Raw genomic sequence first — 25136 nt, forward strand, 5'->3', positions numbered from 1 at the left:
CGATGCAGGCAACACAGTGCCTGGCACCCGCTTCGCGGGTGATCGCGGCTAAAGCCGCTCCTACAGAGGTGATGCCAAGGCAATGGGCAAGGCCGGATCCAAACCGTTGGCACACCCCAGGATTTCACTGCTCGGCGACCTGCCCCACGGCCGGCAGCTCCCCCGCCAGATGCCCGGCCTGGCAAGGCTGGAACATGTCCAGTTGCGCACGGTAGACCGAGGTCTGCACATCCATAAGGCCCAGCACCGAGTGGAACAGGTTGTCATGGGACAACTCCGCCCCCGTGCGTTGCTCCATGCAGGTCAACGACAGCCCACGGCGCGCCGCCAGTTGCGGGGACATCCACAGCACCATGGGCACGTGGGTCTGCTCCTTGGGCGCCATGGCGTAGGGCAGCCCGTGCAGGAACACGCCCTTCTCCCCCAGCGACTCGCCGTGGTCCGACACGTACAGCATCGCGCTGTCAAAGCGTGCGGCATTGCCTTTGAGCAGGTCGATCACCTGCCCCAGCACATGGTCCGAATACAGCACCGAGTTGTCATAGGCGTTGCGGATGGTCTGTTCTTCGCACTGGTCGAGCTGGTTGTCCTTGCACACCGGCGTGAAGCGTTCGAAGGCTGCCGGGTAGCGTTTGTAGTAGGCCGGGCCGTGGCTGCCCTTCATGTGCAGCACCACGACCGTGGTGTCGTTGCGCTGGTCGAGGTAACCCTGCAGGCCGGACAGCAGCACTTCGTCGAAGCACTCGCCCTTGTTGCACACCTGGGCGACATCGGCATGGGACAGGTCTTCGCTCGGCACCCGGTCACAAGCCCCCTTGCACCCCGAGTTGTTGTCCCGCCACAGCACTGAAACACCGGCACGCTGCAGCACGTCGAGCAGCCCTTCACGATGATCGGCGAACTGGCTCTTCCATTGCTGGCGCCCCAGGTCCTGGAACATGCAGGGCACCGAGATCGCCGTGGCGGTACCGCAGGAGCTGACGTCACGGAAGCTGAGCACTTGCCGGCGCGCCAGCTCCGGGTTGGTGGCCCGCTCATAGCCGTTGAGGGAGAAGTTCATGGCCCTGGCGGTTTCGCCGACCACCAGCACCAGCAGCTTGGGCCGGCCGCCCGCGCCGGCCTCGACCCGTTGCCGCGCATCGAGGCCAACCTGCACGAAGGCCTCGGGCTTGTCGAAGGTGTGCTTGGCATAGCTGTGCACCGCACCCAGCACGTTCGAGGGCACCAGGATCAGGCGCACTTCGCGGTTGTTGCGCAGCAGCGACGCGTACGACTGATACTGCGTGGCCACGATCACCCCGACCATGGCCAGCACCAGCGCCAGGCTGCCCAGGCGCCAGGCCGCCTGGCGCCGCCAGCGCGGCCGGGCCAGCGGCAGGCGGCAAACCACCAGCGCGGGCAGCACGCCGGTCAGCAGCAGCCAGAACAGCAGGCCGGGGCTGAGCAGGTCGCGCGCCTCGGCCGGGTCGGTCTGGATGACGTTGGTCAGCATCGAGGCGTCGATGACGATGCCGTAGCGCGAGATGAAGTAGCTGGCGGCGGAGGCCACGAGGATCAGGGTGACCAGTACCGGGCGCAGCAGCCGCCCCCAGCACAGCGCCCAGAGAATGATGAAATGCCAGGCCAGCACGAACAGTGGCAGGCTGATCAGGAACAGCGGATTACCGTTTTCGAAACCGTCGATGGCGCGCCAGACGGTCGACCAGAACACCGAGTTGACGGCAACGGTCATCCACAAGGCGACCAATAAGATAACGCCCAGTGGGTTGATGCCCTTTTTCTTCAAGCCCACTTCGGCATGTGCAGCTATAGCGTCCTTGTTCATGAACCTACTACTCCCCAACCTATCAACGCTTTGGATCTGGTGTCCTGTCTTGGGAATACGTTCTCTTTTGGCGAGTGGCTTGGGTGTTCGGCCAAGGCGCCGCGACGAGTCATAGCAGGGCTATGGCGAGGAGTGGCAACGCCGGCCGGGCGCCCAAGACGCCGCCAAAAGTGAACAGCTTATTTCCGAGACAGGACACTAGTTATGTGATGAAAACTTGCGACTGCGAATCAGTGCATGGCACTTGATGATCAACACCATTCCCCAAGGAATGACCAGGCCCACGCTCATCAGCACAAGCAACAAGCTGTTGCGTTCGGCCACCCGGAAAAAGTCCAGCACCGCGCACGCCAGCACCAGCAAAAGCCCCATGGCCGAAACAGCGCCTGGCTTTCCCGGGTGGGCATGAAACAGTGGGTGATGCTGGATATAGCCGACCAGCCAGAGAAAAACCCAGCTCATGATCGAAGTCATGAACACCATGAGAAACAGCAATCGATACGCAAACATGGTGTCAGGCATGACCCGCGCCTCCGTTCTTTTGAACGCGCATGGCCATCCTTTTAAGGTGTGTCGAATGAAAAACTCGTTAAAAATACATGCGAAATAAATCCAGGCGCCCCACAGTGGCTGCCCTTATGCATGTAGAAAGTCGAGTCTTTGCCCAAATCGATCGGCTCGGGCAGAGCGGAATCGCGCCTGGCATCATCATGAGCAGGTCGCGTAAAACTGAAAACGGGGTGCATGAGCAGGCAATCCTTGTCCACTCCCACAATTGGGAACGCCTTGACTCTAGCAGCCCCTGCACCATCCGCTAGCCTGCCATCGCAACTTTCACCTGGGCCAACGCAGGCAAACCCGCCAACCCAGGTGCCTGGTTGCGTCAGCGTAGCCAACATCGATTACCCCACCCGTGCGCTGAGCAATGCCCTGCACGATGGAAAGCCCCAGCCCGGAGCCTTCTTCCCGGCGCCCTTGGCCGCGATAGAACGGGTCGAACACCCGCCCCCATTCCGTCGGGTCGATGCCCGGGCCATTGTCGCGCACACACAGTTGCACCACGGCCGGGGTCTGTTCCATCTGCACATCGACCTTCCCACCAACCGGCGCATGGCGAATGGCATTTTCGACCAGGTTCTTGATGACCGCGCGCAATTCGACATCGCGGATCGCCACACGCACATCATCCCCTTCGACACCGATGTCCAGTTGCTTGCGCTGGGCCAGCGGCATGAGGTATTCCAGCACGGCGCGGCAGGCCTGGTGCAGCGACACCGCCTCTGCCGGTTGCGCCTGGGCCGTCAGCGGCGTGCGCAACTCATGGGCGGCATCGCCGCCAACACCGCGACAGGCCATCGGCGACCGTGACAGGAATGGGCAGCGTGTCGAGGCCAACATTCGTTGCAACGTGCCGCACCTGTCAGGCCATGGTTGCCAGCCTTGGCGCATGGCTTGAGTCGGGCGGGGCGGCGGCAGCGCCAGCTGAAAAATCGCGTCGAACAAACAAGGCGGACAACCATGGCCTAACTGGCATGGCCACGTTGCAACAGGTGTAGGAGCGGATTCATCCGCGATGCGCCGGGCGGGCGGCGCTCGGTCTCCAGAGCGCTGCGACTCAAACATCGAGCACCTCGAAAACACGGGTTCTAGAAATTGAAACTGAGCTGCTTGAGGCTGCGCAGGTCGATGCTGCGCTCGGCGACGAAGGGCAGGATGGCGTCGGCCACCGGCTGCAACTGCCGGGTCAGGTAATGCTCGTGGTCGATGGGCGCCTGGCGGTTTTCCAGTGGCTCGGGGCCGGCCGTGGTGATGACGTAGCTGATCCAGCCGCCACGTTGATATTGCAACGGGCGCCCGAGGCGACGGTTGTACTCGTCCGCAAGCCTTGCGGCGCGCACATGGGGCGGCACATTGCGCTGGTAGTCGGCCAGCGGTCGACGCAGGCGCTTGCGGTAGATCAGCAGTTCATCCAGCTCGCCGGCCATCGTGCGCTCCACGTAGTCGCGCAGATAGTCACGATAGGGCTGCCCGCGGAAGATCCGCCCATAGAGCTCCTGCTGGAACTGGCGGGCCAGGGGCGACCAGTCGGTGCGCACCGACTCCAGCCCCTTGTAGACCATCTCCTCGCTGCCATCGGCGCGACGCACCAGGCCGGCATAGCGCTTCTTGCTGCCCTCCTCCGCGCCACGGATGGTCGGCATCAGGAAACGCCGGTAATGGGTTTCGTACTGCAGCTCCAGGGCGCTTTCCAGGCCCATGGTTTCGCCCAGGTGCCGGTGCCACCACTGGTTGACTTCGGCCACCAGCTCACGGCCGATACGGGCTGCCGCGTCCTCGTCATGGGCGCCCTTGAGCCAGACGAAGGTCGAGTCGGTGTCGCCGTAGATCACATCGAAGCCCCGCGCCTCGATCAACAGCCGGGTCTGGCGCATGATCTGGTGCCCGCGCATGGTGATCGACGACGCCAGGCGAGGGTCGAAGAAACGACAGCCGCTGGAACCAAGCACCCCGTAGAAGGCATTCATGATGATCTTCAACGCTTGCGACAGCGGCGCGTTAGCGTCGCGCTTGGCCGCCTCGCGCCCCTGCCACACGCGCTCGACGATGGCCGGCAGGCAGTGCTGGCGGCGTGAAAAGCGCGCACCGCGAAAACCTTCGACCGAATGGGCGTCATCCGGCTGGCGCAGGCCTTCGACCAGGCCCACCGGGTCGATCAGGAAGGTGCGGATGATCGACGGATACAGACTCTTGTAGTCCAGCACCAGCACCGAGTCGTACAGGCCCGGTCGCGAGTCCATGACGAAACCGCCCGGGCTGGCTTCGCCCTCGCCGCTGCCCAGATTCGGCGCGACATACCCCATGCGATGCATGTGCGGGATGTACAGGTGGCAGAACGCGGCCACCGAGCCACCGCTGCGGTCCACCGCCAGGCCGGTGACCGATGAGCGTTCGAGAAGGAAGTCGAGCAGCCGGGTGTGGGCGAAGATCCGCGTGACCAGCTCGCAGTCCTTGAGGTTGTAGCGGGCCAGGGCCGGCTTGTCCTCGGCGAACATGCGGTTGATCTCGTCCATGCGCTGGTAGGGGGTGTCGATGGCCTTGCCTTCACCCAGCAATTGCTGGGCAACGCTTTCCAGGCTGAACGACGGGAAGCTCCAGGTCGCCGAACGCAGTGCCTCGATGCCATCGATCAGCAACCGGCCGGGCGCCTCGGCGAAGAAGTGGCTGCGGCTGCCGTGCTCGCGCAGGTGCATCGGCGCACCATCACGGCCCAGGCACAACGGTACGTTCAGGCGCTGGGCGTGCTCGTGCAGCAGGCGCAGGTCGAACTGCACCAGGTTCCAGCCAATGATCGCGTCAGGGTCGTGGCGGGCCAGCCATTGGTTGAGGCTGTCGATCAGCGCGGCGCGGTCGGTACAGTAATGCAGGGCGAAGTCCACTTCGCAGGCAGCGCCATTGGCCGGGCCGAGCATATACACGTCGCGCTGGCCGCAGCCTTCCAGGGCAATGCTGTAGAGCTCGCCACGCTCGCTGGTCTCGATGTCCAGCGACACCAGGCGCAGCGGTGGGCGGTAGTCCGGGTCAGGCTTGAGCTGAGCGTCGTGCAGTACGCCTTGGTCATCGGGGCGGCCATCGAAACGCACCGGGGCGGTGATGAAGCGCTCCATCAGGTAACGCTCGGGTGGGCGGATGTCGGCCTCGTAGACCTCTACTCCGGCGCTGCGCAGGCGCTTGTCGAGGGCGATCAGCTGGCGGTGCTGCCGGCAGTACAGGCCCAGTACCGGACGTTGTTCGAAGTCGCGCAGTTGCAAGGGCTTGAGCTCGACGCCCTGCTCGCCCGCCAGCAACGCCCGGGCGTGCTCGCCGTGCTCGACGGGAATGAACGCTACCGAGGGTTGCGCGGCCAGGCGCAGGCGCCGTGGCCCCTGGTCGGTGGCCAGCCAGTACTCCACGCAAGTGCCTTCGGGCGTGTCATGCCAATGACGGGTTAGGACAAAGCCCTGTTGCAGCTGCACCGCGTGAACCTCTGGTCGTCGTGCTCGATGGCTGATTCTACCGCCTAACCGCGCCAGACGATGCATTCCTGCAAGGCCGGTTCCTACAGTGTGCGGTTACCTTGCACCCGCGACAAATCCCGCTTGCCGCCCGCTGAAGGCCAGCAACCACGCCAATGCAACCAGCACCAGCACTACCGCGCCAAACGACCCGACCCCCGCGCCCGTCAGCAACAACCCACCCACGATCCCGCCCAGGGCAATCGCACTGTTCCACACCGTCACCAGCATCGACTGGGCGACATCCCCACCCTCGCCCGCCGCATCGGCGCAGGCTGTCTGCAGCAAGGTCGGCGCGCCGCCATAAGTCAGCCCCCACAAAGCCACGCTGGCATGCACCAGCCAAGCCGAACCCTGCAGGTGCCCAAGCGCCAGGGTCGCCAAGGCGAACCCGGCCAGGCAAAGCAGCACCAGCCCACGCAGGCGCCGGTCGACGCCCAGCCCGACCAGCACGATCCCCGCCAGCGAGGCCAGGCCGAAGGTCATCAGCACCTGGCCAACCTCGCCCGCCATGCCTGCCGCCGCCAGCAACGGCACGATGTAGGTGTACAGAATGTTGTGCCCGAGAATCCACGCCAGGATCACCAGCAACACCCGCGCCACCCCCGGCGTGCGCAGTACCTGCGCGGCCGCCGGGCGCCTGCCGGCCACCTGTCCCGGAAAATCCGGCACGGCCCGCAGCACCCAGGCCGCCAGCAGCAACGCGGCCAGGGTCACCACCACGAAGGTGGCGCGCCAGCCCATCCAGGCCCCCAGCCAGGTGGCAATGGGCAGCCCCAGCGACAAGGCGATCGGTTGCCCGAGCATGGCCACCGCCATCGCCTTGCCCTGCTGCGCCGGCGCCACCATGCGCCGTGCATGCCCGGCGATCAGGCCCCAGGCCAGTCCGCCGGCGGCGCCACTCAGAAAGCGCAGCACGAGTGTCAGGTGATTGTCGCTGGAGAACGCGGTCAGGCCGTTGAACAGGATGAAACCGCCTATGGCCAGCAACAACGCACGACGGCGCCACCAGCCCTGGGTCAGGGTCACCAGCGGGATGGCGGTGAGCAACGAACCGAGCGCGTAGGCGGTGACCCACTGGCCGGCCATGGCCTGGCTGATCGCCATGCCATCGGCGATCTGGTCGAGCAGGCCCGCCGGCAGCGTTTCACTGAGAATGGCGATGAAGCCGGTCAGGGCCAAGGCCAGCAGGCCGCTCAACGGCAGCCTGGCGGCGGGCTCATTGACGCTGGCCGCAGTGGATGTGCAATTCATGGGTGCCTCCTGGGTTCAATCGAGGCAAGCATCTTGCGGTGTTGCGGTATTACGGAAAAAGCCGGGTAGAATTCCGCTCACCCAGGACATCGATGTCCGCAATAGGAGTGCAACATGGACAGCCTCAGCGGCTTCGTGGTTTTCAACCGGGTCGCCGAAACCCGCAGTTTCGTCGCGGCCGGGCAGTCGCTGGGCATCAGCGCCTCGGCGGTGGGCAAGCGTGTGGCGCGCCTGGAGGCCCGACTGGGCGTGCGCCTGTTCCACCGCAGCACCCGCAGCATCACCCTGACCGCCGAGGGCACGCTGTTCCTCGAGCGCAGCCGGCGCATCCTCGCAGAGATAGAGGCCACCGAGCAGGCGCTCTCGCAAGCCAGCGGCACGCCACGCGGGCGGCTGCGGGTCAGCCTGCCGCAGGTGACCGGGCTGGTGATGCCGGCACTGGCCGAGTTCATGGCGCGCTATCCGGATATCGAGCTGGACCTGGATTTCAGCGACCGCATGGTGGACATCGTCGGTGAAGGCTTCGATGTGGTGATGCGCGGTGGCCAACCCCTGGATTCGCGCCTGAACGCCAAGTTCCTCGGGCACTTCCAGCATTGCCTGGTGGCTTCGCCGGAGTACCTGCGCGAGCGCGGCACACCGCAGCACCCGCGCGAGCTGGGTCGGCACAGCTGCCTGCACTACCGCTTCCCCAGCACTGGCAAACTGGAAACCTGGCCGCTGCGCCGGGAACATCCCGAGCAGGACTACGAGATCCCCATTTCGATGGTCTGCAACCATGTCGAAACGCGGGTCTGTTTCGCCCTGAATCACCGCGGCATCACCTGCCTGCCGGACTTCAACGTGCGCAAGGAACTGGCCAGCGGCAGCCTGGTGAGCGTGCTCGACAGCTTCATGGAGCGGCGCGGCAGCTTCTACCTGCTGTGGCCGTCGGGCCGGCAGATGCCACCGAAGCTGCGGGTGTTCATCGACTTCATGCTCGAGCGGGTGCTCCCCGCGACCCAGGTCAGCCGTACAGGTAGCTGATGTCCCGGTGCGGCAACGGCGGCACCTGGGCCAGCAGGAAGTCGCGCAATTTCTGCATCTGCCGCGCCTTCGGGCTGGACTTGAGCCAGGTCATGTAATAACCGTCGCCGGTGGCCACCGCGTGCGGGAAGGGGGTGATCAAGTTGCCAGCCGCCAGATCGGCGCTGGCCAGCACCAGGTCGACCACCGAGATGCCCAGGCCCTGCTGGGCCGCCGAAATACCCTGGTCGAGGGTGTCGAACACCTGGCCCTGGTCGATGCTGATATCCAGCGCGTCCATGCGCGCCAGCCAGCGCCGCCAGTCGCGCCGGTCCGGTGAAGGGTGCAGGAATTCGCAGTGCCTGAGCGCCGCCAGCTCCGGCGCGGGGCTGTCCAGGTACTCGGGATGACAGACCGGGATCAGCCATTCATCGAACAGCTTCAGGTTCTCCACGTCCGCCGGGAAACGCCCGTTGCCCAGCAGGATGGCGCAGTCGTAGGGCTCGGAATAGAAATCCACCGCATCGATGTCCATCCACACACTCGACAACTGCACCGAACAGCTGTTGTCGACCTTCTTGAAGCCATCCAGGGCCCGCAGCAACCAGCGCACGGTCAACGTCGACGGTGCCTTCAGGCGCAGGCCGTAGCGGTCCTGGCGCAACAGGGCGCAGGCATTCTCGATGATCTTGAAGCCGACCTTGAGCTCCTGGGCCAGCAGCTGGCCGTGCTCGGTCAGGCGCAGCTTGGGGCCGCGGCGCTCGAACAGGTCGCAGCCGAACATGGCTTCCAGGGTCTTGATGTGGTGGCTGACCGCGCCCTGAGTGAGCGCCAACTCCTGCGCCGCGCGGGTGAAGGAACCGTAGCGCGAGGCCACTTCGAAAGCACGCAGGGCGTGCAGGGCTTGAATCCGTTCAGACATCGGCGCCGTCCAGAGCATGAGTGAGGCTAATAGTAGGTCATAGTTCCAGGCGTTTTACAACGCCGGAGCCATCTCTGAAAATGCCGGTAAATAACAATTACATATAGCCCAATCGCTCGACTAATACGGAAAAGTTATTTAACGCTGCATTTGGATATACCTGGGGAAATCATGTTTACGGGTTATGGAAACTGCTACCGCCTGGATGCGCTAGAGCTGGCCGATGAACATGTGCAGAACAGACACCACTGGACGCACAAGACCATAGAACATTTCAAGGAAACCCTCGCCCACCCCGACTTCCCGTGCCTGTTCGGGCGCAAGGCGGTCACCGCGCGCACCTGCCACATCATCTTCGCCCGGGCGCAGCAACTGGCCGACGACATCGCCCGGGGGCTGGCCGACTACGTCCGCACCGTCGAACCGCTACCGATCAAACAGCGCATCGGCCATCCGCTGCTGGTGTTCCTCGAGACCGCGCCGGACACCACGCTGAGCGATCAACAGGCCCTGGCCTGGGATGTGCTGCGCCAAGTCCATGCCCGCGACCCGCAACCCTGGCCTGAAGCCGTCCCACAGGACCCGCACGACGCGCACTGGTCGTTCTGCTTCGCCGGCATGCCGTTGTTCATCAACATGAGTTTTCCCGGCCATCAACAGATGAAGAGCCGCAACCTGGGCAAGCATATCGCCTTCGTCGTCAACGCCCGCGAGAGCTTCGACGAAGTCGCCAGCGCCCAGACCGAAAGCGGCCAGCGCATTCGCGCACGCATCCGCGACCGGGTCCGTCACTACAACGACGGCGTGATGCCGGACACCCTCGGCTTCTTCGGCCACGGCGACAACTTCGAATGGAAACAGTACCAACTGCAGGAGCCCGGCTCGCTGAACCCCGCGCGTTGCCCGTTCCATACACAAGCAACAACTGACTCACTGATCGAGAACTGAACGTGAATACCGCACTGACCGCCACCTACGCCCTCACCGTCCTGCTGCTGATCGCCACCCCAGGCCCGGTGGTGGCACTGATCGTCAACACCGCCGCCGCCTCCGGCTCGCGCAAGGCCCTGTTCACCGCCGTCGGCACCAACTGGGCGTCACTGGTGCTGATCGGCGCCGCCGCCTGGATCATCATGACCAGCGCGGCCATCGACAAGGCCTGGCTCAACGGCATGAGCCTGCTGGGTTGCCTGTTCATCGGCTACATCGCCGTGGGCACCCTGCGCGAGGCCCTGCAGGCACCGGTCGAAACCGCCCCCAGCACGGTGCCGACAGGCCGTGGCGGCCTGGTCCAAGGGTTCATGGTGGGCATCTCCAACCCCAAGGACATCATCTTCTTCATCTCCTTCTTCCCACAGTTCATCCAGATCACCGAGTCGTTCAGCAAAAGCATGGTGGTGCTGTCGCTGCTGTGGGTCGCCATCGATTTCGCCGTGCTCAGCCTGTACATCTTCGCCATCGGCAAGATCGCCTCGCAGCGCAGCAGCCGGCTGATCAGCCTGGCCTCGGGGGTCGCGCTGCTGCTCATCGCCATCGTCGGCCTGGGCTACAACCTCAGGGAACTGGCGGCCTGAGCCCATTGCCCATCAACCCAGGAGCGCCCATGACGATCCTCGACACCTCAGTGGCAGACCCCATGGGCAGCACCCATCCCCTGCAGCACGACTACCAGCGCTTCCTCCAGCTGGGCAGCCGGCGCATTCCGCACACACTCTACGTGCATGAACGCGGCTACCGCTCCGGCACCATCAACACCGACGCCCTGGGCATGCGCTACAGCCATTTCGCCGGCAAGCGCTTCTCGGTCGCCGAGCGCGGTGGCCTGGCGCGGGTCAACCTGCTGGTGGGCGGCTCGACCGCGATGGGCATCGGCGCCAGCTCCGACGAACACACGGTGGCCTCTTACCTCTCGCTGCTGACCGGCGAGATCTGGCTGAACCTGGCCGGCTGCGGGCTCAACGCCACCCAGGAGCTGCTGATGTTCCTCACCCACCAGCACCGCTTCGGCCAGATTGGCCATGTCGTGGTGTTCAGCGGGCTGAACACGCTGGCCCAGGAAACGCTGGGCGAGATAATGACCAGCGCGCAAGCTGCGCAAACCGGCCAACAGGACTACTTCAACCGCTTCCACGAAGGTGTTCAGCCCACCGAGGAACCACGCCGCGAGTCATTGTGGCAACGCCTGGGCCACGCCCTTGCGCCGCGCCGCCCGGGCCCCTGCCCCGCACTGGAACCGGTGTCCAGCCCGGACAAGCGCCTGATCCGCGCCGCCGACAGCATCGGCCGCACACTGCGCCAGTGGGACCGCCTGCTGGCCGACGGCCACACCACCCTGACCTTCATCCTCCAACCCCTGCTGCCCTGGTGCAGGGAAGCGCTACCGGCCGGCGAGCAGGCCATGCTCGAACGGCTCGAACAACAGCCGTCCAATTTCGATCGCCTCATCGATGGCGCCTTCGACAGCCAGTTGCACATGGCCTTCTTCCGCCGCATCAAAAGCCAGGCCGACCCAGTCTCTTGCTACGACATGAACAGCATGCTCAGCAGCTCGCCGGTGTTCGCTGAAAGCCTGTTCGCCGACCGCCTGCACTTCAACGACCTGGGCAACAACGCCCTGGCCAAGGTGATCACCGCCAAACTTGGCCTGGCCCAGGAAAAATACGCCCAGCGCAAGGTCACACCAATCAAGCTCGTCTGATCAGGAATTCCCTGACTATCGTCGAGCACACTCAGGTGGATAGAATAGGCCGGTCATCGCTCCTGATCCGCCTGAGGCACCCGCGCACCTGTCATGACCATCGAAGCCGCCCCCAAGCGCCGTAGCACCCACGCAGCCGTGTTGCCGCTGCTGCTGACCTCCTTCGCTGCGCAGGCGCTCGACGTGAGCATCGACCCGCATGCCGACCTGCTCTATCGCCAGGCCCTCCCCTTGCTGGAGCAGGCCGACAACCAGGCCGACACGGCCAGCCCCCTGCGTACCAGCGCCGGCGACCCGGAACTCAGCCGCCAGGGCCAGGCCCTGGCCCGTACCCTGCCCACCGCAGTGGCGTTGCTGAAGAAGTCCGTCGCCCTCGACCACCCGGTGGCCCAGTATCGCCTGGCCCTGTACTACACCACCTATCTACCTGCCGGGCAGATCGCCGATGCCGCCTGCCCGCTGCTCGAAGCCAGCCTCAAGCAGGGGTTCGCGCCACCGGCCCTGGCCATCGCCCGCTGGTGCTCGGCCTACAGCGCCAGCCCCGCCTACCGCCAGGCGCTGGAGGCGATCCCCAGCATGGCCACCCTCTACGCGCCCTACTATCCCCAGCCGGCAACGCACCTGGCTTGCAGCCGCAGCCGGCCGCAAGGGTTGGAAATGCAGTGGGGGCGCCAGCGTGATTACCAGGCCGAGGTCTACCGCCTGCTCGGCGAACTGGACCCGCCACATCGCCAGGCGCTGATGCAGAAGGCCATAGACATCAATGGCTGTGCCGCGGCGCAGCAACGCCTGGTAGGCGCCGGCTTGCCGGCGAACACGGCACCTCGGTAATCGGCTTCGCCGATTTGCCACGCCCTCTGTAGGAGCGGCTTCAGCCGCGATCACCCGCGAAGCGGGTGCCAGGCAGCGCGGCTGAAGCCGCCCCCGCAGAACAAACAAGCAAGATCGTTCAAGCCAGCCCCTCGCCGCTCTGGCATGCTGGCCAGCCCTGTCGAGCCGTTGCCTTGCCCATGTCCAGCCCGCCCGTTGCCCGCCACGCCTTCCTCAAAGGCGCCATCGCCATCCTGCCACTGTCCCTGGCCGTCGCCCCCTGGGGCCTGCTCGCCGGTTCCATGGCCATCGAGGCCAACCTCAGCGCCTGGGAGGGCCAGGGCCTGTCGGCCATCGTCTTCGCCGGCGCCGCGCAACTGGTGGCCATTGGCATGCTCAAGGGCGGCGCCAACCTGTTCTCGATCCTGCTCACCACCCTCCTGCTGACCTCGCAGCACCTGCTGTACGGGCTGTCGATGCGCCCGGTGATGTCCGGCCTGCCGACCCGCTGGCGGCTGGGCCTGGGTTTCCTGCTCACCGATGAATTCTTCGCCCTCACCAGCCACCACGACCAGCAGCAGTTCAACCGCTGGTACGCGCTGGGCGTGGGCCTGACGTTCTATGTGGCGTGGAACCTGTTCACCCTGGCCGGCATCGTCCTCGGCCAGAACATCCCGCACCTGGACCAACTGGGCCTGGACTTCTCCATTGTCGCCACCTTCGTCGCGCTGATCGCGCCGCTGGTGCGCAACCTGCCGACCGTGGTGTGCGTGGCGGTGTCGCTGTTCTGCTCGGTACTGTTCAGCTACTGGCACTGGGAAACCGCCCTGGTAGCCGCCGGCCTGCTGGGCATGGCTGCCGGCTTCGTCTGCCAGAAATTCTCCGGAGGCCGCTCATGATCTGGCTGCTGATCTTCGCCATGGGCGCGGTGGTGTTCCTCAACCGCTACGCCTTCCTCGAACCGCGCCTGCCGCTGCGTCTGAGTTCCAACGCGCGGCAGTTCCTCGGTTTCGCCGTGCCCGGCATGCTCACGGCAATTTGCGGCCCGATCATCTTCCTGCCCGGCCACCAGCTCGACCTCAGCCCGCTCAACCCCTACCTGCTAGGGTCACTGGTGGCCATCACCCTGGTGCTGTTGACCCGCAGCGTGTTGCTGAGCATGCTGGCAAGCATGCTGATCTTCTTCCTCCTGCGCAGCTGGCTGGCATGAGCACGCCCCTGCGCGAACAGGCCCACCTGTGGCAGGCACCCGCCCTCGGCGACGTCGAGATGCTGCACGCCCGCTACATCCAGCAGCGTTTTGCCCCGCACGTGCATGAAGGCTATGTGTTCACGGTGATCGAGTCCGGCGCCCAGCGTTTCTGGCACCGCGGTAGCGAGCACCTGGCACCGGTGGGCAGCATGGTGCTGATCAACCCCGACGAGCTGCACACCGGCGCCACCGCCCACGAGGCCGGCTGGCGCTATCGCGGTTTCTATCCCGAGCATGAGCGAGTCACGGGTGTGCTCGACGAGTTGGAGCTGGGCCGCCATGGCCTGCCCAGGTTCAAGGACAGCGTGATCCAGGACCCGGCCCTGGCCGCGGCGTTCAGCCAGTTGCACCAGCTTTCCGAGAGCAACGCCAGCGCCCTGGAGCAACAGACCGCCTGGCGCCATGCGGTGCTCGCCCTGGTGCAGCGCCACGGCCATTGCGCCGAGCCCGCCGCCCCCGGCAACGAACCGCTGGCCGTGGCCCGCGCCCGTGAACTGTTGGAGAGCCAGCTGGCCGAGCCGCCGTCGCTCGAGGCCCTGGCGGCGGCGGTGAACCTCTCCCCGTTTCATTTCGCCCGGGTGTTCCGCCAGGCCACCGGCCTGCCGCCCCACGCCTGGCTCAAGCAGCGGCGCCTGGCCCGCGCGCGGGAGTTTCTGAGAAGTGGCCTGCCTGCGCTGGAAGTCGCCCTGGCCCTGGGCTTTGCCGATCAAAGCCACCTCACCCGCCAGTTCAAGCAAGCCTATGGCGTGACGCCGGGAGCCTACCGGCAGGCCTGCCTGAACCTGGCGTAACCCGCCTGCATGCCCTCACGCCACTGCTACACTCAAATGGCTGAATGGAGGATCGCGTCATGTCCGAACGAGAAATCACCACGCTCCTGTCGCTGATGAGCCAGCGCCAGGCCTGCCTGAGCAGTGCCTGCAAGGAGATCGCCGACTGGATCGACCGCCAGGGCGACATACCCGCCGCCGGCAAGATCCGCGCCAGCCTCAAGGCGCTGGAGGCCGACGAAGCCCAGGTGCGCAAGACCCTGACCTCGCTGAACATCGAACGGCCGCTGCCACGCTTCCGTAGCTGACCGTCGGACCGGGATTTACACCCCCTTCCCTGTAGGAGCGGCTTCAGCCGCGATGCAGGCGACGCGGTGTATTGCACCCGCCTCGCGGCTGATCGCGGCTGAAGCCGCTCCTACAGGGATGGCGCAGGGCTCAAGCTGGTGGTACCAGCGCAGTCGGTCAGTGGTTCATGTGCATATGGTCGTGCCCGCCGCTCTCGGCAGTCAGCGCACGCACCGGCGCCTGCACCTGCACGGTCTCCTTCGCGCCCTTGGCATCCTCGATGGTCAGCGTCAGCGCTACCTGCTCACCTTCCTTCACCTGCTGGTTCAGGCCCATCAGCATCACGTGCAGGCCATTCGGGTCCAGCTTCACCGCCTTGCCGGCCGGCAGCTCGACCGCCTTGACCTCACGCATGCCCATCACATCGCCGTTCATGGTCATCTCGTGCACCTGCACGGTCTTGGCCACGGGCGAAGCCACGCCCACCAGCTTGCTGTCGCTGCTGGCGGTGAGGGTCATGAAGGCACCGGTGGACTGCTGGTGCGGCACGCTGGCGCGCACCCAGGCATCGCTCGCGGTGGTCTGGGCCAGGGCCGGCAGGGCCAGGCTCATCAGGGCCAGGGCGGCCAGGCCGCGCTTGATCGGTTGCATCGACATTCAGCAGATCTCCATCAGGGTGACCAGGTCTTCGGCGCATTCCTTGGCGTTCAGGGAATGGCCCAGGCTCAGGCGCAGGGTGCCACGCGTATCGTAGACGTAGCTGGTGGACGAGTGAGAGATGGTGTAGGTGTCGCCGGCCGGAACCTTTTCGTAGAACACCTTGAATTCCTTGGCCACCTCGGCGATTTCCTCGGGGGTGCCGGTCAGGGCGACGATCGACGGGTCGAAAGCCTTGACGTAGGCGTCGAGCACCTCGGGGGTGTCGCGCTCAGGGTCCAGGGTGATCAACACCGGCTGGAACAGGTCGCGGTCACGGCCCCTGAGTATCTTGCGGATCTGCGCCACGCGCGCCAGCGCGGTCGGGCAGACCGCCGGGCACTGGGTGAAACCGAAGAAGATCATCGGCATCGAGCCGTAGAAGCTCGACAGGGTGCGCTCGTTGCCTTGAGTATCCTTGAGCTTGAATTTGCGCCCGAGGATTTCGTTGCTCATGTTCTTGCCGTACTTGAAGTCCAGGCCGCGTGCCGGGCTGCAGCCCGCCAACAAACCAAGCCCCAGTACGCCCATCCCGGCGACGACCGCGCGCCGGGTCAACAGATCAGTCATGGAACCATCCTTTACAGGGAAGGTGCCGGCCCTTGGGGCGGGCCGAGCGAAAACCGGCGCATTCTGGCATGCCCCCCCCCGAGCATCTACCAGACCTGGCGAGGATCTGGCTGCAGCCCTTTGAATCCGGGGCGCGACCGGTTGTCGCAGGGATTGAATCCGTAACAGTTTGTTGCTAGGGATCAATGAAACTCGCCGGCAAGCCGGCTCCTGCAAAGGTTCAACCTGCAGGAGCCGGCTTGCCGGCGAAGAGGCCAGCACGAACAGCCACTACCTTCAGTAGTAGGCGTTCTCTTTCTGGCTGTGGTCAGTCACGTCACGCACGCCCTTGAGCTCCGGAATACGCTCGAGCAGGGTGCGCTCGATGCCTTCCTTCAGCGTCACATCGGCCTGGCCGCAGCCCTGGCAACCGCCACCGAACTGCAGCACGGCGATGCCGTCGTCGACCACGTCCACCAGGCTCACGGCGCCGCCGTGGCTGGCCAGGCCGGGGTTGATCTCGGTCTGCAGGTAGTAGTTGATGCGCTCGTTGATCGGGCTATCCTCGTTGACCATTGGTACCTTGGCGTTAGGGGCCTTGATGGTCAGCTGGCCGCCCATGCGGTCGGTGGCGTAGTCGACCAGCGCGTCTTCGAGAAACGGCACGCTGACGGCGTCCAGATACGCGGTGAAGCTCTTCAGGCCGACCGGCTCGTCGTCGGGTTTCTCTTCGCCCGGCTTGCAGTAGGCGATGCAGGTCTCGGCGTACTGGGTGCCCGGCTGGGTGATGAAAATGCGGATGCCGATGCCAGGCGTGTTCTGCTTGGAGAGCAGATCGGCCAGGTAATCATGGGCGGCGTCGGTAATGGTTATAGCGCTCATGGAAGTTCCTCACAGACTTGCCGGCAGTGTACGCCAACCCGGCCTTCGAACAAAGTCCTAGCATTTGACTCGGGATAGCGCCAAGGCCGGTTGCCGCGCCGGTTCCACCGCGATCCAGCCCTGCAAGCGCCCATACAGGCCACGTTCAAGCCATTGGTAGCTGAGCCACGACATTAGTCCGATTGACGGCACGCAAAGGGCGAACACCAGGTATGGGTTCAACTGCAGCCGCTGACTGGCGAACGAGCCGCCGTACAGCACCAGCACATGGATCAGGTATACCGAGTAGGAGCAGTCGCCCAGCGCCTTGAGTAGCCGGTTGCCCTTGAACCAAGGCTCCAGGGCGATGAACGCCAGTACCACCAGCGCGCTGGGCAGCCCCCAGTGCAGCAGGCGTTGGGAGGCGTCCAGGTGGTAGAGAGCGAAACCGGCCGTGGCCAGCAGCGTCAATGGCAGCCACAGGCCCTCGCGGATCAGCCCCCGGCGATACAGCACGCCCAAGCCGATGCCCAGCAGGAACTCGTAGACGATGTCGTTGTTGTAGAAGCGGCTCAGCACACCCAGCCGGCCCAGCACTTCGCTGACCAGCAGCAGTGCAGCCGTCACCAGCAACAGGTGATGGCGCTGGCGCACCAGGAAGGCCAGGCCGAACAACAGGTAGAAGAACATCTCGAAATTCAGCGTCCAGCCCACGTTGAGGGTCGGGTACAGGCCGTAGCCGCCGGGGTTTTCCGCAGGAATGAACAGCAGCGACAGCAGCAGGTGCTGCCAGGCGAACACCTGGTGCGGCATCCAGCGGCTGGCGACCAGCATCAGCGCCGCCATCAGCAGGGTGTAGAACCAGTAGGCCGGGACGATGCGCAAGGCGCGGTTGAGCAGGAACTGCCTGGGAGCAATATCCTTGTCGCGGGTCGAGAGGTAGATCACCAGGCCGCTGATGACGAAGAAGATGTCCACCCCGACCGCCCCGCGGTCGCTGAGCAGTTGGCCGAGGGGGCCGGTGGCGTGGAAGTCGAAGAAAATCTGCATGAAGTGGTGGCAGACCACCACCCAGGCGGCGAATGCCCGGAGAGCCTGAAGCGAATACAGCATGAAATACCCTGCGATTGCCGGTGTGTTCGGGCCCTGGCGAGCGCGTTGCGCTCGTTCGCGGGTAAACCCGCTCCCACAGGTATTGTGCGCAACCCAGGGTTTGCACGATCCCTGTAGGAGCCGGCTTGCCGGCGAATGGGCTGCACCGCAGCCCCAAGACCTACCTTGACCCTCCGACCGCAGGATGCCGGCAAAGGTCAGGCCAGCCGATCAGAGGTTCTCGTAGCGGTTCATGTCCAGCACCCCCGCCTCCACCGGATCGGTCTCCTGGATATAACGGTTCAGGTCATGGAAGTAGCGCCAGAACTCCGGGTGGCTGCGGCGCACGCCCCAGCGCATGACGATGCGCTCGAACTTCGCCGTGTCGTCGCGGGCCGCTTCCAGGTCCTCGACGAACTCCGGCACATCCTTCGCTGGCACATTGAAGATGAAGTTGGGGTAGCTGCTGAGCACGCCCGGCACCAGGGTCAGGGTGTCCAGCCCCGGCTGGTAGCGGTACGCCTCGCCCAGCAGGAACGCCACGTTGCTGTGGGCGCGGTTGCGCAACAGGCTGTAGACCTGACGCTGGCCGCCCTGCCCTTCGATGCGCAGCATCGTCGCCTCGGGCAACTGGTCGATCACCTTCAACCCGGCGGCCGGGCGCGACACCAGGCGGCTGAGCGACTGCTCGACATCGCGGAACTCCTCGCTCATCTGCGGCCGCGAGCAATACGCGCCCTGGCAGCGGTTGATCGGGTCGGGCGCGGCGTTCAGGCTGCCGGTGCGCTGCAACAGCTTCAAGCCGAAATCACGCTTGGGGTCGTGCTTGTCCAGTTTCAGCGCGCTCGGGGTGCTGGTGTCGATGTCCTCGTAGTCCATCCACATCTTCACCTTGCCGCTGTTCTGGTACCAGTTGCCCAGGATCTCACTGCGCTTGCCGGCCGGCATCAGGCGCAGGAAGTTGACCTCGGCGCCATTGCGGATCAGGTCGAAGTACAGGCGCGTCTGCAACTGGTGCGAGACGTTGCCGAACACGTCGAAGTTCACCGCCAGCTGGTAGTAGGTGCGCTCGAACAGCGGGTAGTCGAACAGCCACATCGTCAGCGGCACGTCGCCGATCAGGCCCTTGGTGACCGAAGCGCTGTCGAAGTGGCGGAAGATGCTGAGCAAGGCGTTGTCGTTGCCCGCCCACAGTGTCGACCAGCTCGGCGCCGGCTGCTCGGCGTAGGCTTCGCGGCGCAGCGCCTCGTACTCATTGCGCTTGTCGCGGTAAGCGTGCCACAGGCCCAGCACGCTGCCGACGTCGTCGATCTGGCCGGGCATGGCCAGCAGCGGCGTGGCCTCGCCCCGGTACTTGGCGTCGGTGATGTACAGGTCGTGGGCCGGCTCCTGGAACAGCGCCCAGAAGTTGTCGCGGATCACGTCGGTGGCGATCTGCCCGCGGCACACCGGGCCACGGATGAAGGTGCGCACGAAGTACTCGGCGTTGTCCAGCATGAACTGGTAGCGGGCCACCGCCGGGATCGCCTCGAAGGTCTCGAACGGGTTGGCGCGGTGGCGCGGGCCGTAGCCGGGCAACGCGCTGGCATGCCAGTCGCCGCTGTAGAACAGCTGCTTGACCCGCTTGAGCTTCTGCGGGCCCATCGGGTAGGTGATGTGGGTCTTGTGGACGATCACCCCTTGCACCGGCACCAAGCGGTAATAGAAGTCGGTGCCCGGCGGGTCGTTGGGGCGACGGGTGGCGATCAGGTCCACCGGCCGGCCGCTCGGAGTGCGCGAACGCACCCACTGGAAGAAATGGCCCTGCTCACCGCCGACGAAATAAATGTGGGCCAGGAACAGGTGCTCGTACAGCCAACGGGCAACCAGCGCTTCGGTCGAGCCCGGGCGGTTGAGCAGCTCTTCCCATTCGAAAATCTGCCGGGCTTCCGCCGCGTTGGGCACGAACTGGGTCTTCTCCACCGGCGCGCCGGCCGCCAGCCAGCGTTGCAGCGTCTGGTACTCCTGGTCGGTCAGGCCGGTGACCGCCAGCGGCATGCCCTCCTTCGGGTGGGCGCCGGCATAGGCGTCGAACTCGTGGGGCATGGGGCACATGTTGTTGCGGTTGAGCCCCAGCACGATTTCGTCCGGCAGCTTGGCGTTGGGCGTGAGCGGCGTCTTGTGCCCCAGTTCGAGCATGCGCGCCATCAGCGCGGCCTGGCTGCCCTGCTTGTCCAGCACCGAGTAGAACCCGGCCTTGCGCCAGCCGGCCTCGTCACGGGCGTCGTAGAACAGCCGCGTGGTGGGCACCGCCTTGCTGCGCTCGCCCTGGTACACCGGCACTTTCGAGGCGCCGCGCTCGGCGCCCTCGGCGCTGCCCAGGTTGAGCTGGCAGGCAGCATCGTTGCAGGCGTGGCAGGCCACGCACTTCTCGGTGAAGATCGGTTGGATGTCCCGGGTGTACGAAATCGCCGGGCTCGATTGGGGGGCCTGCGCGAACGCCACGCCACTGATCAGCAGGGCGAAGACGCTGGCAAGTATGCGAAGCAACATGTGCCGAAAGTCCTGGTTTCTGAAAGCCATCACGATATGCCTGACCGGGTCCTGGGTGCTGGGGCATGCGCCAACATGAAGGAAATTCATGCAAAACGGCGGCACGCCTAAAATCCGTGCAGCTTTGTTATTATTCGGCACCTTCTGATATTCGCCCGACCAGGTAGTTCCTATGTCCGACCGCAGCGCTCGTTTACAAGCACTCCAGAACGCACTCAAAGAGCGCATCCTGATCCTCGACGGCGGCATGGGTACTATGATCCAGAGTTACCGCCTGGAGGAACACGACTATCGTGGCACGCGCTTCGCCGATTGGCCAAGCGACGTGAAGGGCAACAACGATCTGTTGCTGCTCACCCGCCCCGATGTGATCGCCGCGATCGAGAAAGCCTACCTGGACGCCGGCGCGGACATTCTCGAAACCAACACCTTCAACGCCACGCAGATTTCGCAAGCCGACTATGGCATGGAAGCGCTGGTGTACGAGCTGAACGTCGAAGGCGCGCGCGTCGCCCGCCAGGTGGCGGACGCGAAAACCCTGGAAACCCCCGACAAGCCGCGCTTCGTCGCCGGCGTGCTCGGCCCGACCAGCCGCACCTGCTCGATTTCCCCCGACGTCAACGACCCCGGCTACCGCAACGTCACCTTCGATGAGCTGGTGAGCAACTACATCGAGGCCACCCGTGGCCTGATCGAGGGCGGCGCCGACCTGCTGCTGATCGAGACCATCTTCGACACCCTCAACGCCAAGGCAGCGATCTTCGCCGTGCAGCAGGTGTTCGAGGAAGACGGCGTCGAACTGCCGATCATGATCTCCGGCACCATCACCGACGCCTCCGGCCGCACCCTGTCCGGCCAGACCACCGAAGCGTTCTTGAATTCGGTGCGCCACGCCAAGCCGATCTCCATCGGCCTGAACTGCGCCCTCGGTGCCAAAGACCTGCGCCCGTACCTGGAAGAGCTGTCCACCAAGGCCGACACCTTCGTCTCCGCGCACCCCAACGCCGGCCTGCCCAACGCCTTCGGCGAGTACGACGAGACGCCCGCGGAAATGGCCGCGGTGGTCGAGGAGTTCGCCGCCAGCGGCTTCCTCAACATCATCGGCGGCTGCTGCGGCACCACCCCGCCGCACATCCAGGCCATCGCCGAGGCCGTGGCCAGGCACAAGCCACGGGCCATCCCGGACATCCCCAAGGCCTGCCGCCTGTCGGGCCTGGAGCCGTTCACCATCGACCGCCAGTCGTTGTTCGTCAACGTCGGCGAGCGCACCAACATCACCGGTTCCGCCAAGTTCGCCCGGCTGATCCGCGAAGAGAACTACACCGAAGCCCTGGAAGTCGCCCTGCAGCAGGTCGAGGCCGGCGCCCAGGTGATCGACATCAACATGGACGAAGGGATGCTCGACTCCCAGGCCGCCATGGTCCGCTTCCTCAACCTGATCGCTGGCGAGCCGGACATCTCCCGCGTCCCCATCATGATCGACTCCTCCAAGTGGGAGGTGATCGAGGCGGGCCTGAAGTGCATCCAGGGCAAGGGCATCGTCAACTCGATCTCGATGAAGGAAGGCGTCGAGCAGTTCAAGCACCACGCCCGCCTGTGCAAGCGCTATGGCGCCGCCGTGGTGGTGATGGCCTTCGACGAGGTCGGCCAGGCCGACACCGCCGCGCGCAAGAAAGAAATCTGCCAGCGCAGCTACGACATCCTGGTCAACGAAGTGGGCTTCCCGCCGGAAGACATCATCTTCGACCCGAACATCTTCGCCGTGGCCACTGGCATCGAAGAGCACAACAACTATGCCGTCGACTTCATCGAGGCCTGCGCCTACATCCGTGACCACTTGCCCCACGCCCTGAGCTCGGGTGGCGTGTCGAACGTGTCGTTCTCGTTCCGTGGCAACAACCCGGTGCGCGAGGCGATCCACTCGGTGTTCCTCTACCACGCCATCCAGAACGGCCTGACCATGGGCATCGTCAACGCCGGCCAGTTGGAGATCTACGACGAGATCCCCGCCGCCCTGCGCGAGAAGGTCGAGGACGTGGTGCTCAACCGCACCCCGCACGGCACCGACGCCCTGCTGGCGATCGCCGACGATTACAAGGGCGGCGGCGCCACCAAGGAAGTCGAGAACGAAGAATGGCGCTCGCTGCCGGTGGCCAAGCGCCTGGAGCATGCGCTGGTCAAGGGCATTACCGCCTACATCGTCGAAGACACCGAAGAGTGCCGCCAACAGTCGGCGCGCCCGATCGAGGTCATCGAAGGCCCGCTGATGAGCGGCATGAACGTGGTCGGCGACCTGTTCGGCGCCGGCAAGATGTTCCTGCCCCAGGTGGTCAAGTCGGCCCGGGTGATGAAGCAGGCCGTGGCCCACCTGATCCCGTTCATCGAGGCGGAAAAAGGCGACAAGCCCGAGGCCAAGGGCAAGATCCTCATGGCCACGGTGAAGGGCGACGTGCACGACATCGGCAAGAACATCGTCGGCGTGGTGCTGGGCTGTAACGGCTATGACATCGTCGACCTGGGCGTGATGGTGCCGGCCGAGAAGATCCTGCAGACCGCCCGCGAGCAGAAGTGCGACATTATCGGCCTGTCCGGGCTGATCACCCCGTCGCTGGACGAAATGGTCCACGTCGCCCGCGAGATGCAGCGCCAGGACTTCCACCTGCCGCTGATGATCGGTGGCGCCACTACTTCGAAGGCCCACACCGCGGTGAAGATCGAGCCCAAGTACTCGAACGACGCCGTGGTCTACGTCACCGACGCCTCGCGTGCGGTGGGCGTGGCCACGCAACTGCTGTCGAAGGAGCTCAAGGCCGGCTTCGTCGCCAAGACCCGCGAAGAGTACGTGGAAGTGCGCGAGCGCACCGCCAACCGCAGCGCCCGCACCGAGCGCCTGAGCTACGACCAGGCCATCGCCGCCAAGCCGCAGTACGACTGGGCCGGCTACCAGGCCGCGGTGCCCGCCTTCACCGGCGTCAAGGTGCTGGAGAACATCGACCTGCGCACCCTGGCCGAGTACATCGACTGGACCCCGTTCTTCATCTCCTGGGACCTGGCCGGCAAGTTCCCGCGCATCCTCACCGACGAAGTGGTCGGCGAGGCCGCCACGGCGCTGTACAAAGATGCCCGCGAGATGCTCGACAAGCTGATCGACGAAAAGCTGATCAGCGCCCGCGCAGTGTTCGGCTTCTGGCCGGCCAACCAGGTCGAGCATGACGACATCGAAGTCTATGGCGACAATGGCCAGACGCTGGCCACCCTGCACCACCTGCGCCAGCAGACCATCAAGCCCGACGGCAAGCCCAACTGGTCGCTGGCCGACTTCGTCGCCCCCAAGGATAGTGGCGTGACCGACTACGTCGGTGGCTTCATCACCACCGCCGGCATCGGCGCCGAGGAGGTGGCCAAGGCCTACCAGGACAAGGGCGACGACTACAGCTCGATCATGGTCAAGGCACTCGCCGACCGCCTGGCCGAGGCCTGCGCCGAGTGGCTGCACGAGCAGGTGCGCAAGGAGCATTGGGGTTATGCCAAGGACGAGCACCTGGACAACGAGGCATTGATCAAGGAGCAGTACAGCGGCATCCGCCCAGCCCCGGGCTACCCCGCCTGCCCCGACCACACCGAGAAGGAAACCCTGTTCCGCCTGCTCGACGGCACCGCCATCGGCGAGACCGGCCCCAGCGGCGTGTTCCTCACCGAGCACTTCGCCATGTTCCCGGCGGCGGCGGTCAGCGGCTGGTACTTCGCCCACCCGCAGGCGCAGTACTTCGCCGTGGGCAAGGTGGACAAGGACCAGATCGAGCGCTACAGCGCGCGCAAGGGGCAGGATGTAAGCGTGAGCGAGCGCTGGCTGGCGCCGAACCTCGGTTACGAGGGCTGAGCCCCGGCCATCGGGGTTGTGCTCTGTAGGAGCGGCTTTAGCCGCGATGCCGTCACCGCGATGCGAGGCACCCGCTTCGCGGGTGATCGCGGCTGAAGCCGCTCCTACAGGGGCCACACAAGCCACACCACGCACCGCCCGCCTCGTGGTGAGCCAACCCAAAGCACAAACCCCACATCCCCGCACCTGGCATTTCTACCAGTAGCCGCCACCCCAAAGCCGCGTTAAAGAAGATCATCTTTCCTCCCACGGCAGCCCCAGCATGCAATCCCGGCTCTACATCGCGTTCCACCTGCGCTGGATCATCAGCGACTTCCTCGAGCAGAGCCTGCACCAGATCCGCCCGGACATCTCCCTGGGCGAACTGGGCGCCGACAGCTTCGACATGATCGAGCTGCAAGCGCTGATCGAAGAAGCCTTCGACATCCTCATCCACCAGCCCCTGCGCCCCTACCTCACCTTCGCCGAGCTGGTCGACCTGGTCTATCGCGCCATGCCCGCAGCGGAGCATCCACCCACGTTGGGCTGAGCCTCCCCACCACCTGACATTTCTGCCAGGTGCGTGCGTCCCTTCTCAGGCGTAGCGTCGAGCCACTCACCTTGCGCCCTGAGGCAACCGCCAGGTCGCTGCCCGCCTTCGCTTGCAAAGG

Annotated in this window: 22 protein-coding genes; 11 read left to right on the top strand and 11 right to left on the bottom strand. The window is 65.1% G+C overall.

Features of this window, described 5'->3' with window-relative positions; translation table 11 throughout:
• Nucleotides 1-124: 124 nt before the first annotated feature.
• The 5 genes from JYG34_RS16080 to JYG34_RS16100 all read right to left on the bottom strand — a co-directional run bounded on the left by JYG34_RS16080 (nucleotide 125) and on the right by JYG34_RS16100 (nucleotide 7131).
• Nucleotides 125-1825, bottom strand: coding sequence for a phosphoethanolamine transferase (locus tag JYG34_RS16080; protein WP_213657386.1), 1701 nt, complete (start codon nucleotides 1823-1825; stop codon nucleotides 125-127).
• Between the two features lie 198 nt (nucleotides 1826-2023).
• A complete protein-coding gene (locus JYG34_RS16085) occupies nucleotides 2024-2347 on the bottom strand; it encodes a hypothetical protein (RefSeq protein WP_213657387.1) in 324 nt (107 codons plus the stop codon).
• A 312-nt stretch (nucleotides 2348-2659) separates the two neighbouring features.
• Nucleotides 2660-3223 (bottom strand): sensor histidine kinase, encoded by a 564-nt coding sequence (locus JYG34_RS16090; RefSeq protein ID WP_249746294.1) that lies wholly within the window; start codon nucleotides 3221-3223, stop codon nucleotides 2660-2662.
• A gap of 248 nt (nucleotides 3224-3471) precedes the next feature.
• Entirely contained in the window at nucleotides 3472-5838 is a 2367-nt protein-coding gene (locus tag JYG34_RS16095; RefSeq protein WP_213657389.1) for a DNA polymerase II, read from the bottom strand.
• 96 nt (nucleotides 5839-5934) lie between these two features.
• The gene (locus tag JYG34_RS16100; protein ID WP_213657390.1) at nucleotides 5935-7131 is read right to left on the bottom strand and encodes an MFS transporter; all 1197 of its coding nucleotides are present in this window, start codon (nucleotides 7129-7131) and stop codon (nucleotides 5935-5937) included.
• A 114-nt stretch (nucleotides 7132-7245) separates the two neighbouring features.
• On the opposite strand from JYG34_RS16100, the gene JYG34_RS16105 reads away from it, so the two are divergent.
• On the top strand, nucleotides 7246-8157 hold the full coding sequence (locus JYG34_RS16105) for a LysR family transcriptional regulator (protein ID WP_213657391.1): 912 nt from the start codon (nucleotides 7246-7248) through the stop codon (nucleotides 8155-8157).
• On the opposite strand, the gene JYG34_RS16110 is transcribed toward JYG34_RS16105, so the two are convergent.
• Nucleotides 8138-9058 carry a LysR substrate-binding domain-containing protein gene (locus tag JYG34_RS16110; RefSeq protein ID WP_213657392.1) on the bottom strand — a complete coding sequence of 307 codons (921 nt, stop codon included), beginning with the start codon at nucleotides 9056-9058 and terminating at the stop codon, nucleotides 8138-8140. The genes JYG34_RS16105 and JYG34_RS16110 overlap by 20 nt on opposite strands.
• A 171-nt stretch (nucleotides 9059-9229) precedes the next feature.
• Between JYG34_RS16110 and JYG34_RS16115 the strand changes: the two genes are divergently transcribed.
• From JYG34_RS16115 to JYG34_RS16150, 8 genes are all read left to right on the top strand, one after another.
• The gene (locus tag JYG34_RS16115) at nucleotides 9230-10006 is read left to right on the top strand and encodes a YqcI/YcgG family protein (RefSeq protein WP_213657393.1); all 777 of its coding nucleotides are present in this window, start codon (nucleotides 9230-9232) and stop codon (nucleotides 10004-10006) included.
• 2 nt (nucleotides 10007-10008) lie between these two features.
• Nucleotides 10009-10632, top strand: coding sequence for a LysE family translocator (locus JYG34_RS16120; protein ID WP_213657394.1), 624 nt, complete (start codon nucleotides 10009-10011; stop codon nucleotides 10630-10632).
• Nucleotides 10633-10661: 29 nt separating this feature from the next.
• Nucleotides 10662-11756: a hypothetical protein gene (locus JYG34_RS16125; protein WP_213657395.1), complete on the top strand. Its 1095-nt coding sequence runs from the start codon at nucleotides 10662-10664 to the stop codon at nucleotides 11754-11756.
• 93 nt (nucleotides 11757-11849) lie between these two features.
• The gene (locus tag JYG34_RS16130) at nucleotides 11850-12587 is read left to right on the top strand and encodes a sel1 repeat family protein (protein WP_249746176.1); all 738 of its coding nucleotides are present in this window, start codon (nucleotides 11850-11852) and stop codon (nucleotides 12585-12587) included.
• A 179-nt stretch (nucleotides 12588-12766) separates the two neighbouring features.
• The gene (locus JYG34_RS16135) at nucleotides 12767-13465 is read left to right on the top strand and encodes an AzlC family ABC transporter permease (protein ID WP_213657396.1); all 699 of its coding nucleotides are present in this window, start codon (nucleotides 12767-12769) and stop codon (nucleotides 13463-13465) included.
• The gene (locus tag JYG34_RS16140) at nucleotides 13462-13776 is read left to right on the top strand and encodes an AzlD domain-containing protein (protein WP_011534512.1); all 315 of its coding nucleotides are present in this window, start codon (nucleotides 13462-13464) and stop codon (nucleotides 13774-13776) included. Before JYG34_RS16135 ends, JYG34_RS16140 begins: the two co-directional genes overlap by 4 nt.
• On the top strand, nucleotides 13773-14609 hold the full coding sequence (locus tag JYG34_RS16145; protein ID WP_213657397.1) for an AraC family transcriptional regulator: 837 nt from the start codon (nucleotides 13773-13775) through the stop codon (nucleotides 14607-14609). The genes JYG34_RS16140 and JYG34_RS16145 overlap by 4 nt, the downstream gene beginning before the upstream one ends.
• 59 nt (nucleotides 14610-14668) lie before the next feature.
• Nucleotides 14669-14896, top strand: a complete 228-nt coding sequence (locus tag JYG34_RS16150; RefSeq protein ID WP_213657398.1) for a hypothetical protein — start codon at nucleotides 14669-14671, stop codon at nucleotides 14894-14896.
• A 157-nt stretch (nucleotides 14897-15053) separates the two neighbouring features.
• Here JYG34_RS16150 and JYG34_RS16155 read toward each other — a convergent pair whose 3' ends face one another.
• From JYG34_RS16155 to JYG34_RS16175, 5 genes are all read right to left on the bottom strand, one after another.
• Nucleotides 15054-15533, bottom strand: a complete 480-nt coding sequence (locus tag JYG34_RS16155; protein ID WP_213657399.1) for a copper chaperone PCu(A)C — start codon at nucleotides 15531-15533, stop codon at nucleotides 15054-15056.
• Nucleotides 15534-16142 (bottom strand): SCO family protein, encoded by a 609-nt coding sequence (locus tag JYG34_RS16160; protein ID WP_213657400.1) that lies wholly within the window; start codon nucleotides 16140-16142, stop codon nucleotides 15534-15536.
• Nucleotides 16143-16418: 276 nt separating this feature from the next.
• Complete coding sequence (gene nfuA / locus JYG34_RS16165; RefSeq protein WP_110996563.1) at nucleotides 16419-17003, bottom strand: Fe-S biogenesis protein NfuA; 585 nt, start codon at nucleotides 17001-17003, stop codon at nucleotides 16419-16421.
• 57 nt (nucleotides 17004-17060) lie between these two features.
• On the bottom strand, nucleotides 17061-18095 hold the full coding sequence (locus JYG34_RS16170; RefSeq protein WP_213657401.1) for an acyltransferase family protein: 1035 nt from the start codon (nucleotides 18093-18095) through the stop codon (nucleotides 17061-17063).
• Between the two features lie 210 nt (nucleotides 18096-18305).
• The gene (locus JYG34_RS16175; protein ID WP_213657402.1) at nucleotides 18306-20606 is read right to left on the bottom strand and encodes a fatty acid cis/trans isomerase; all 2301 of its coding nucleotides are present in this window, start codon (nucleotides 20604-20606) and stop codon (nucleotides 18306-18308) included.
• Between the two features lie 172 nt (nucleotides 20607-20778).
• Here JYG34_RS16175 and metH point away from each other — a divergent pair, with 172 nt between their 5' ends.
• Both metH and JYG34_RS16185 read left to right on the top strand, forming a co-directional pair.
• Nucleotides 20779-24486, top strand: coding sequence for a methionine synthase (gene metH, locus JYG34_RS16180; protein WP_213657403.1), 3708 nt, complete (start codon nucleotides 20779-20781; stop codon nucleotides 24484-24486).
• 262 nt (nucleotides 24487-24748) lie between these two features.
• Nucleotides 24749-25015, top strand: coding sequence for an acyl carrier protein (locus JYG34_RS16185; RefSeq protein ID WP_213657404.1), 267 nt, complete (start codon nucleotides 24749-24751; stop codon nucleotides 25013-25015).
• Nucleotides 25016-25136 lie beyond the last annotated feature (121 nt).

The organism is Pseudomonas entomophila (genome assembly GCF_018417595.1).
Lineage (GTDB): Bacteria > Pseudomonadota > Gammaproteobacteria > Pseudomonadales > Pseudomonadaceae > Aquipseudomonas > Aquipseudomonas entomophila_C.

Coding starts and splice junctions, on each gene's coding strand:
- JYG34_RS16090 (WP_249746294.1), bottom strand. CDS start 3,223: ATGTTGGCCTCGACACGCTGCCCATTCCTGTCACGGTCGCCGATGGCC.
- JYG34_RS16130 (WP_249746176.1), top strand. CDS start 11,850: ATGACCATCGAAGCCGCCCCCAAGCGCCGTAGCACCCACGCAGCCGTG.
- JYG34_RS16115 (WP_213657393.1), top strand. CDS start 9,230: ATGTTTACGGGTTATGGAAACTGCTACCGCCTGGATGCGCTAGAGCTG.
- JYG34_RS16125 (WP_213657395.1), top strand. CDS start 10,662: ATGACGATCCTCGACACCTCAGTGGCAGACCCCATGGGCAGCACCCAT.
- JYG34_RS16100 (WP_213657390.1), bottom strand. CDS start 7,131: ATGAATTGCACATCCACTGCGGCCAGCGTCAATGAGCCCGCCGCCAGG.
- JYG34_RS16155 (WP_213657399.1), bottom strand. CDS start 15,533: ATGTCGATGCAACCGATCAAGCGCGGCCTGGCCGCCCTGGCCCTGATG.
- JYG34_RS16140 (WP_011534512.1), top strand. CDS start 13,462: ATGATCTGGCTGCTGATCTTCGCCATGGGCGCGGTGGTGTTCCTCAAC.
- metH (WP_213657403.1), top strand. CDS start 20,779: ATGTCCGACCGCAGCGCTCGTTTACAAGCACTCCAGAACGCACTCAAA.
- JYG34_RS16080 (WP_213657386.1), bottom strand. CDS start 1,825: ATGAACAAGGACGCTATAGCTGCACATGCCGAAGTGGGCTTGAAGAAA.
- JYG34_RS16085 (WP_213657387.1), bottom strand. CDS start 2,347: ATGCCTGACACCATGTTTGCGTATCGATTGCTGTTTCTCATGGTGTTC.
- JYG34_RS16160 (WP_213657400.1), bottom strand. CDS start 16,142: ATGACTGATCTGTTGACCCGGCGCGCGGTCGTCGCCGGGATGGGCGTA.
- JYG34_RS16105 (WP_213657391.1), top strand. CDS start 7,246: ATGGACAGCCTCAGCGGCTTCGTGGTTTTCAACCGGGTCGCCGAAACC.
- JYG34_RS16175 (WP_213657402.1), bottom strand. CDS start 20,606: ATGTTGCTTCGCATACTTGCCAGCGTCTTCGCCCTGCTGATCAGTGGC.
- JYG34_RS16150 (WP_213657398.1), top strand. CDS start 14,669: ATGTCCGAACGAGAAATCACCACGCTCCTGTCGCTGATGAGCCAGCGC.
- JYG34_RS16185 (WP_213657404.1), top strand. CDS start 24,749: ATGCAATCCCGGCTCTACATCGCGTTCCACCTGCGCTGGATCATCAGC.
- JYG34_RS16135 (WP_213657396.1), top strand. CDS start 12,767: ATGTCCAGCCCGCCCGTTGCCCGCCACGCCTTCCTCAAAGGCGCCATC.
- JYG34_RS16170 (WP_213657401.1), bottom strand. CDS start 18,095: ATGCTGTATTCGCTTCAGGCTCTCCGGGCATTCGCCGCCTGGGTGGTG.
- JYG34_RS16110 (WP_213657392.1), bottom strand. CDS start 9,058: ATGTCTGAACGGATTCAAGCCCTGCACGCCCTGCGTGCTTTCGAAGTG.
- nfuA (WP_110996563.1), bottom strand. CDS start 17,003: ATGAGCGCTATAACCATTACCGACGCCGCCCATGATTACCTGGCCGAT.
- JYG34_RS16145 (WP_213657397.1), top strand. CDS start 13,773: ATGAGCACGCCCCTGCGCGAACAGGCCCACCTGTGGCAGGCACCCGCC.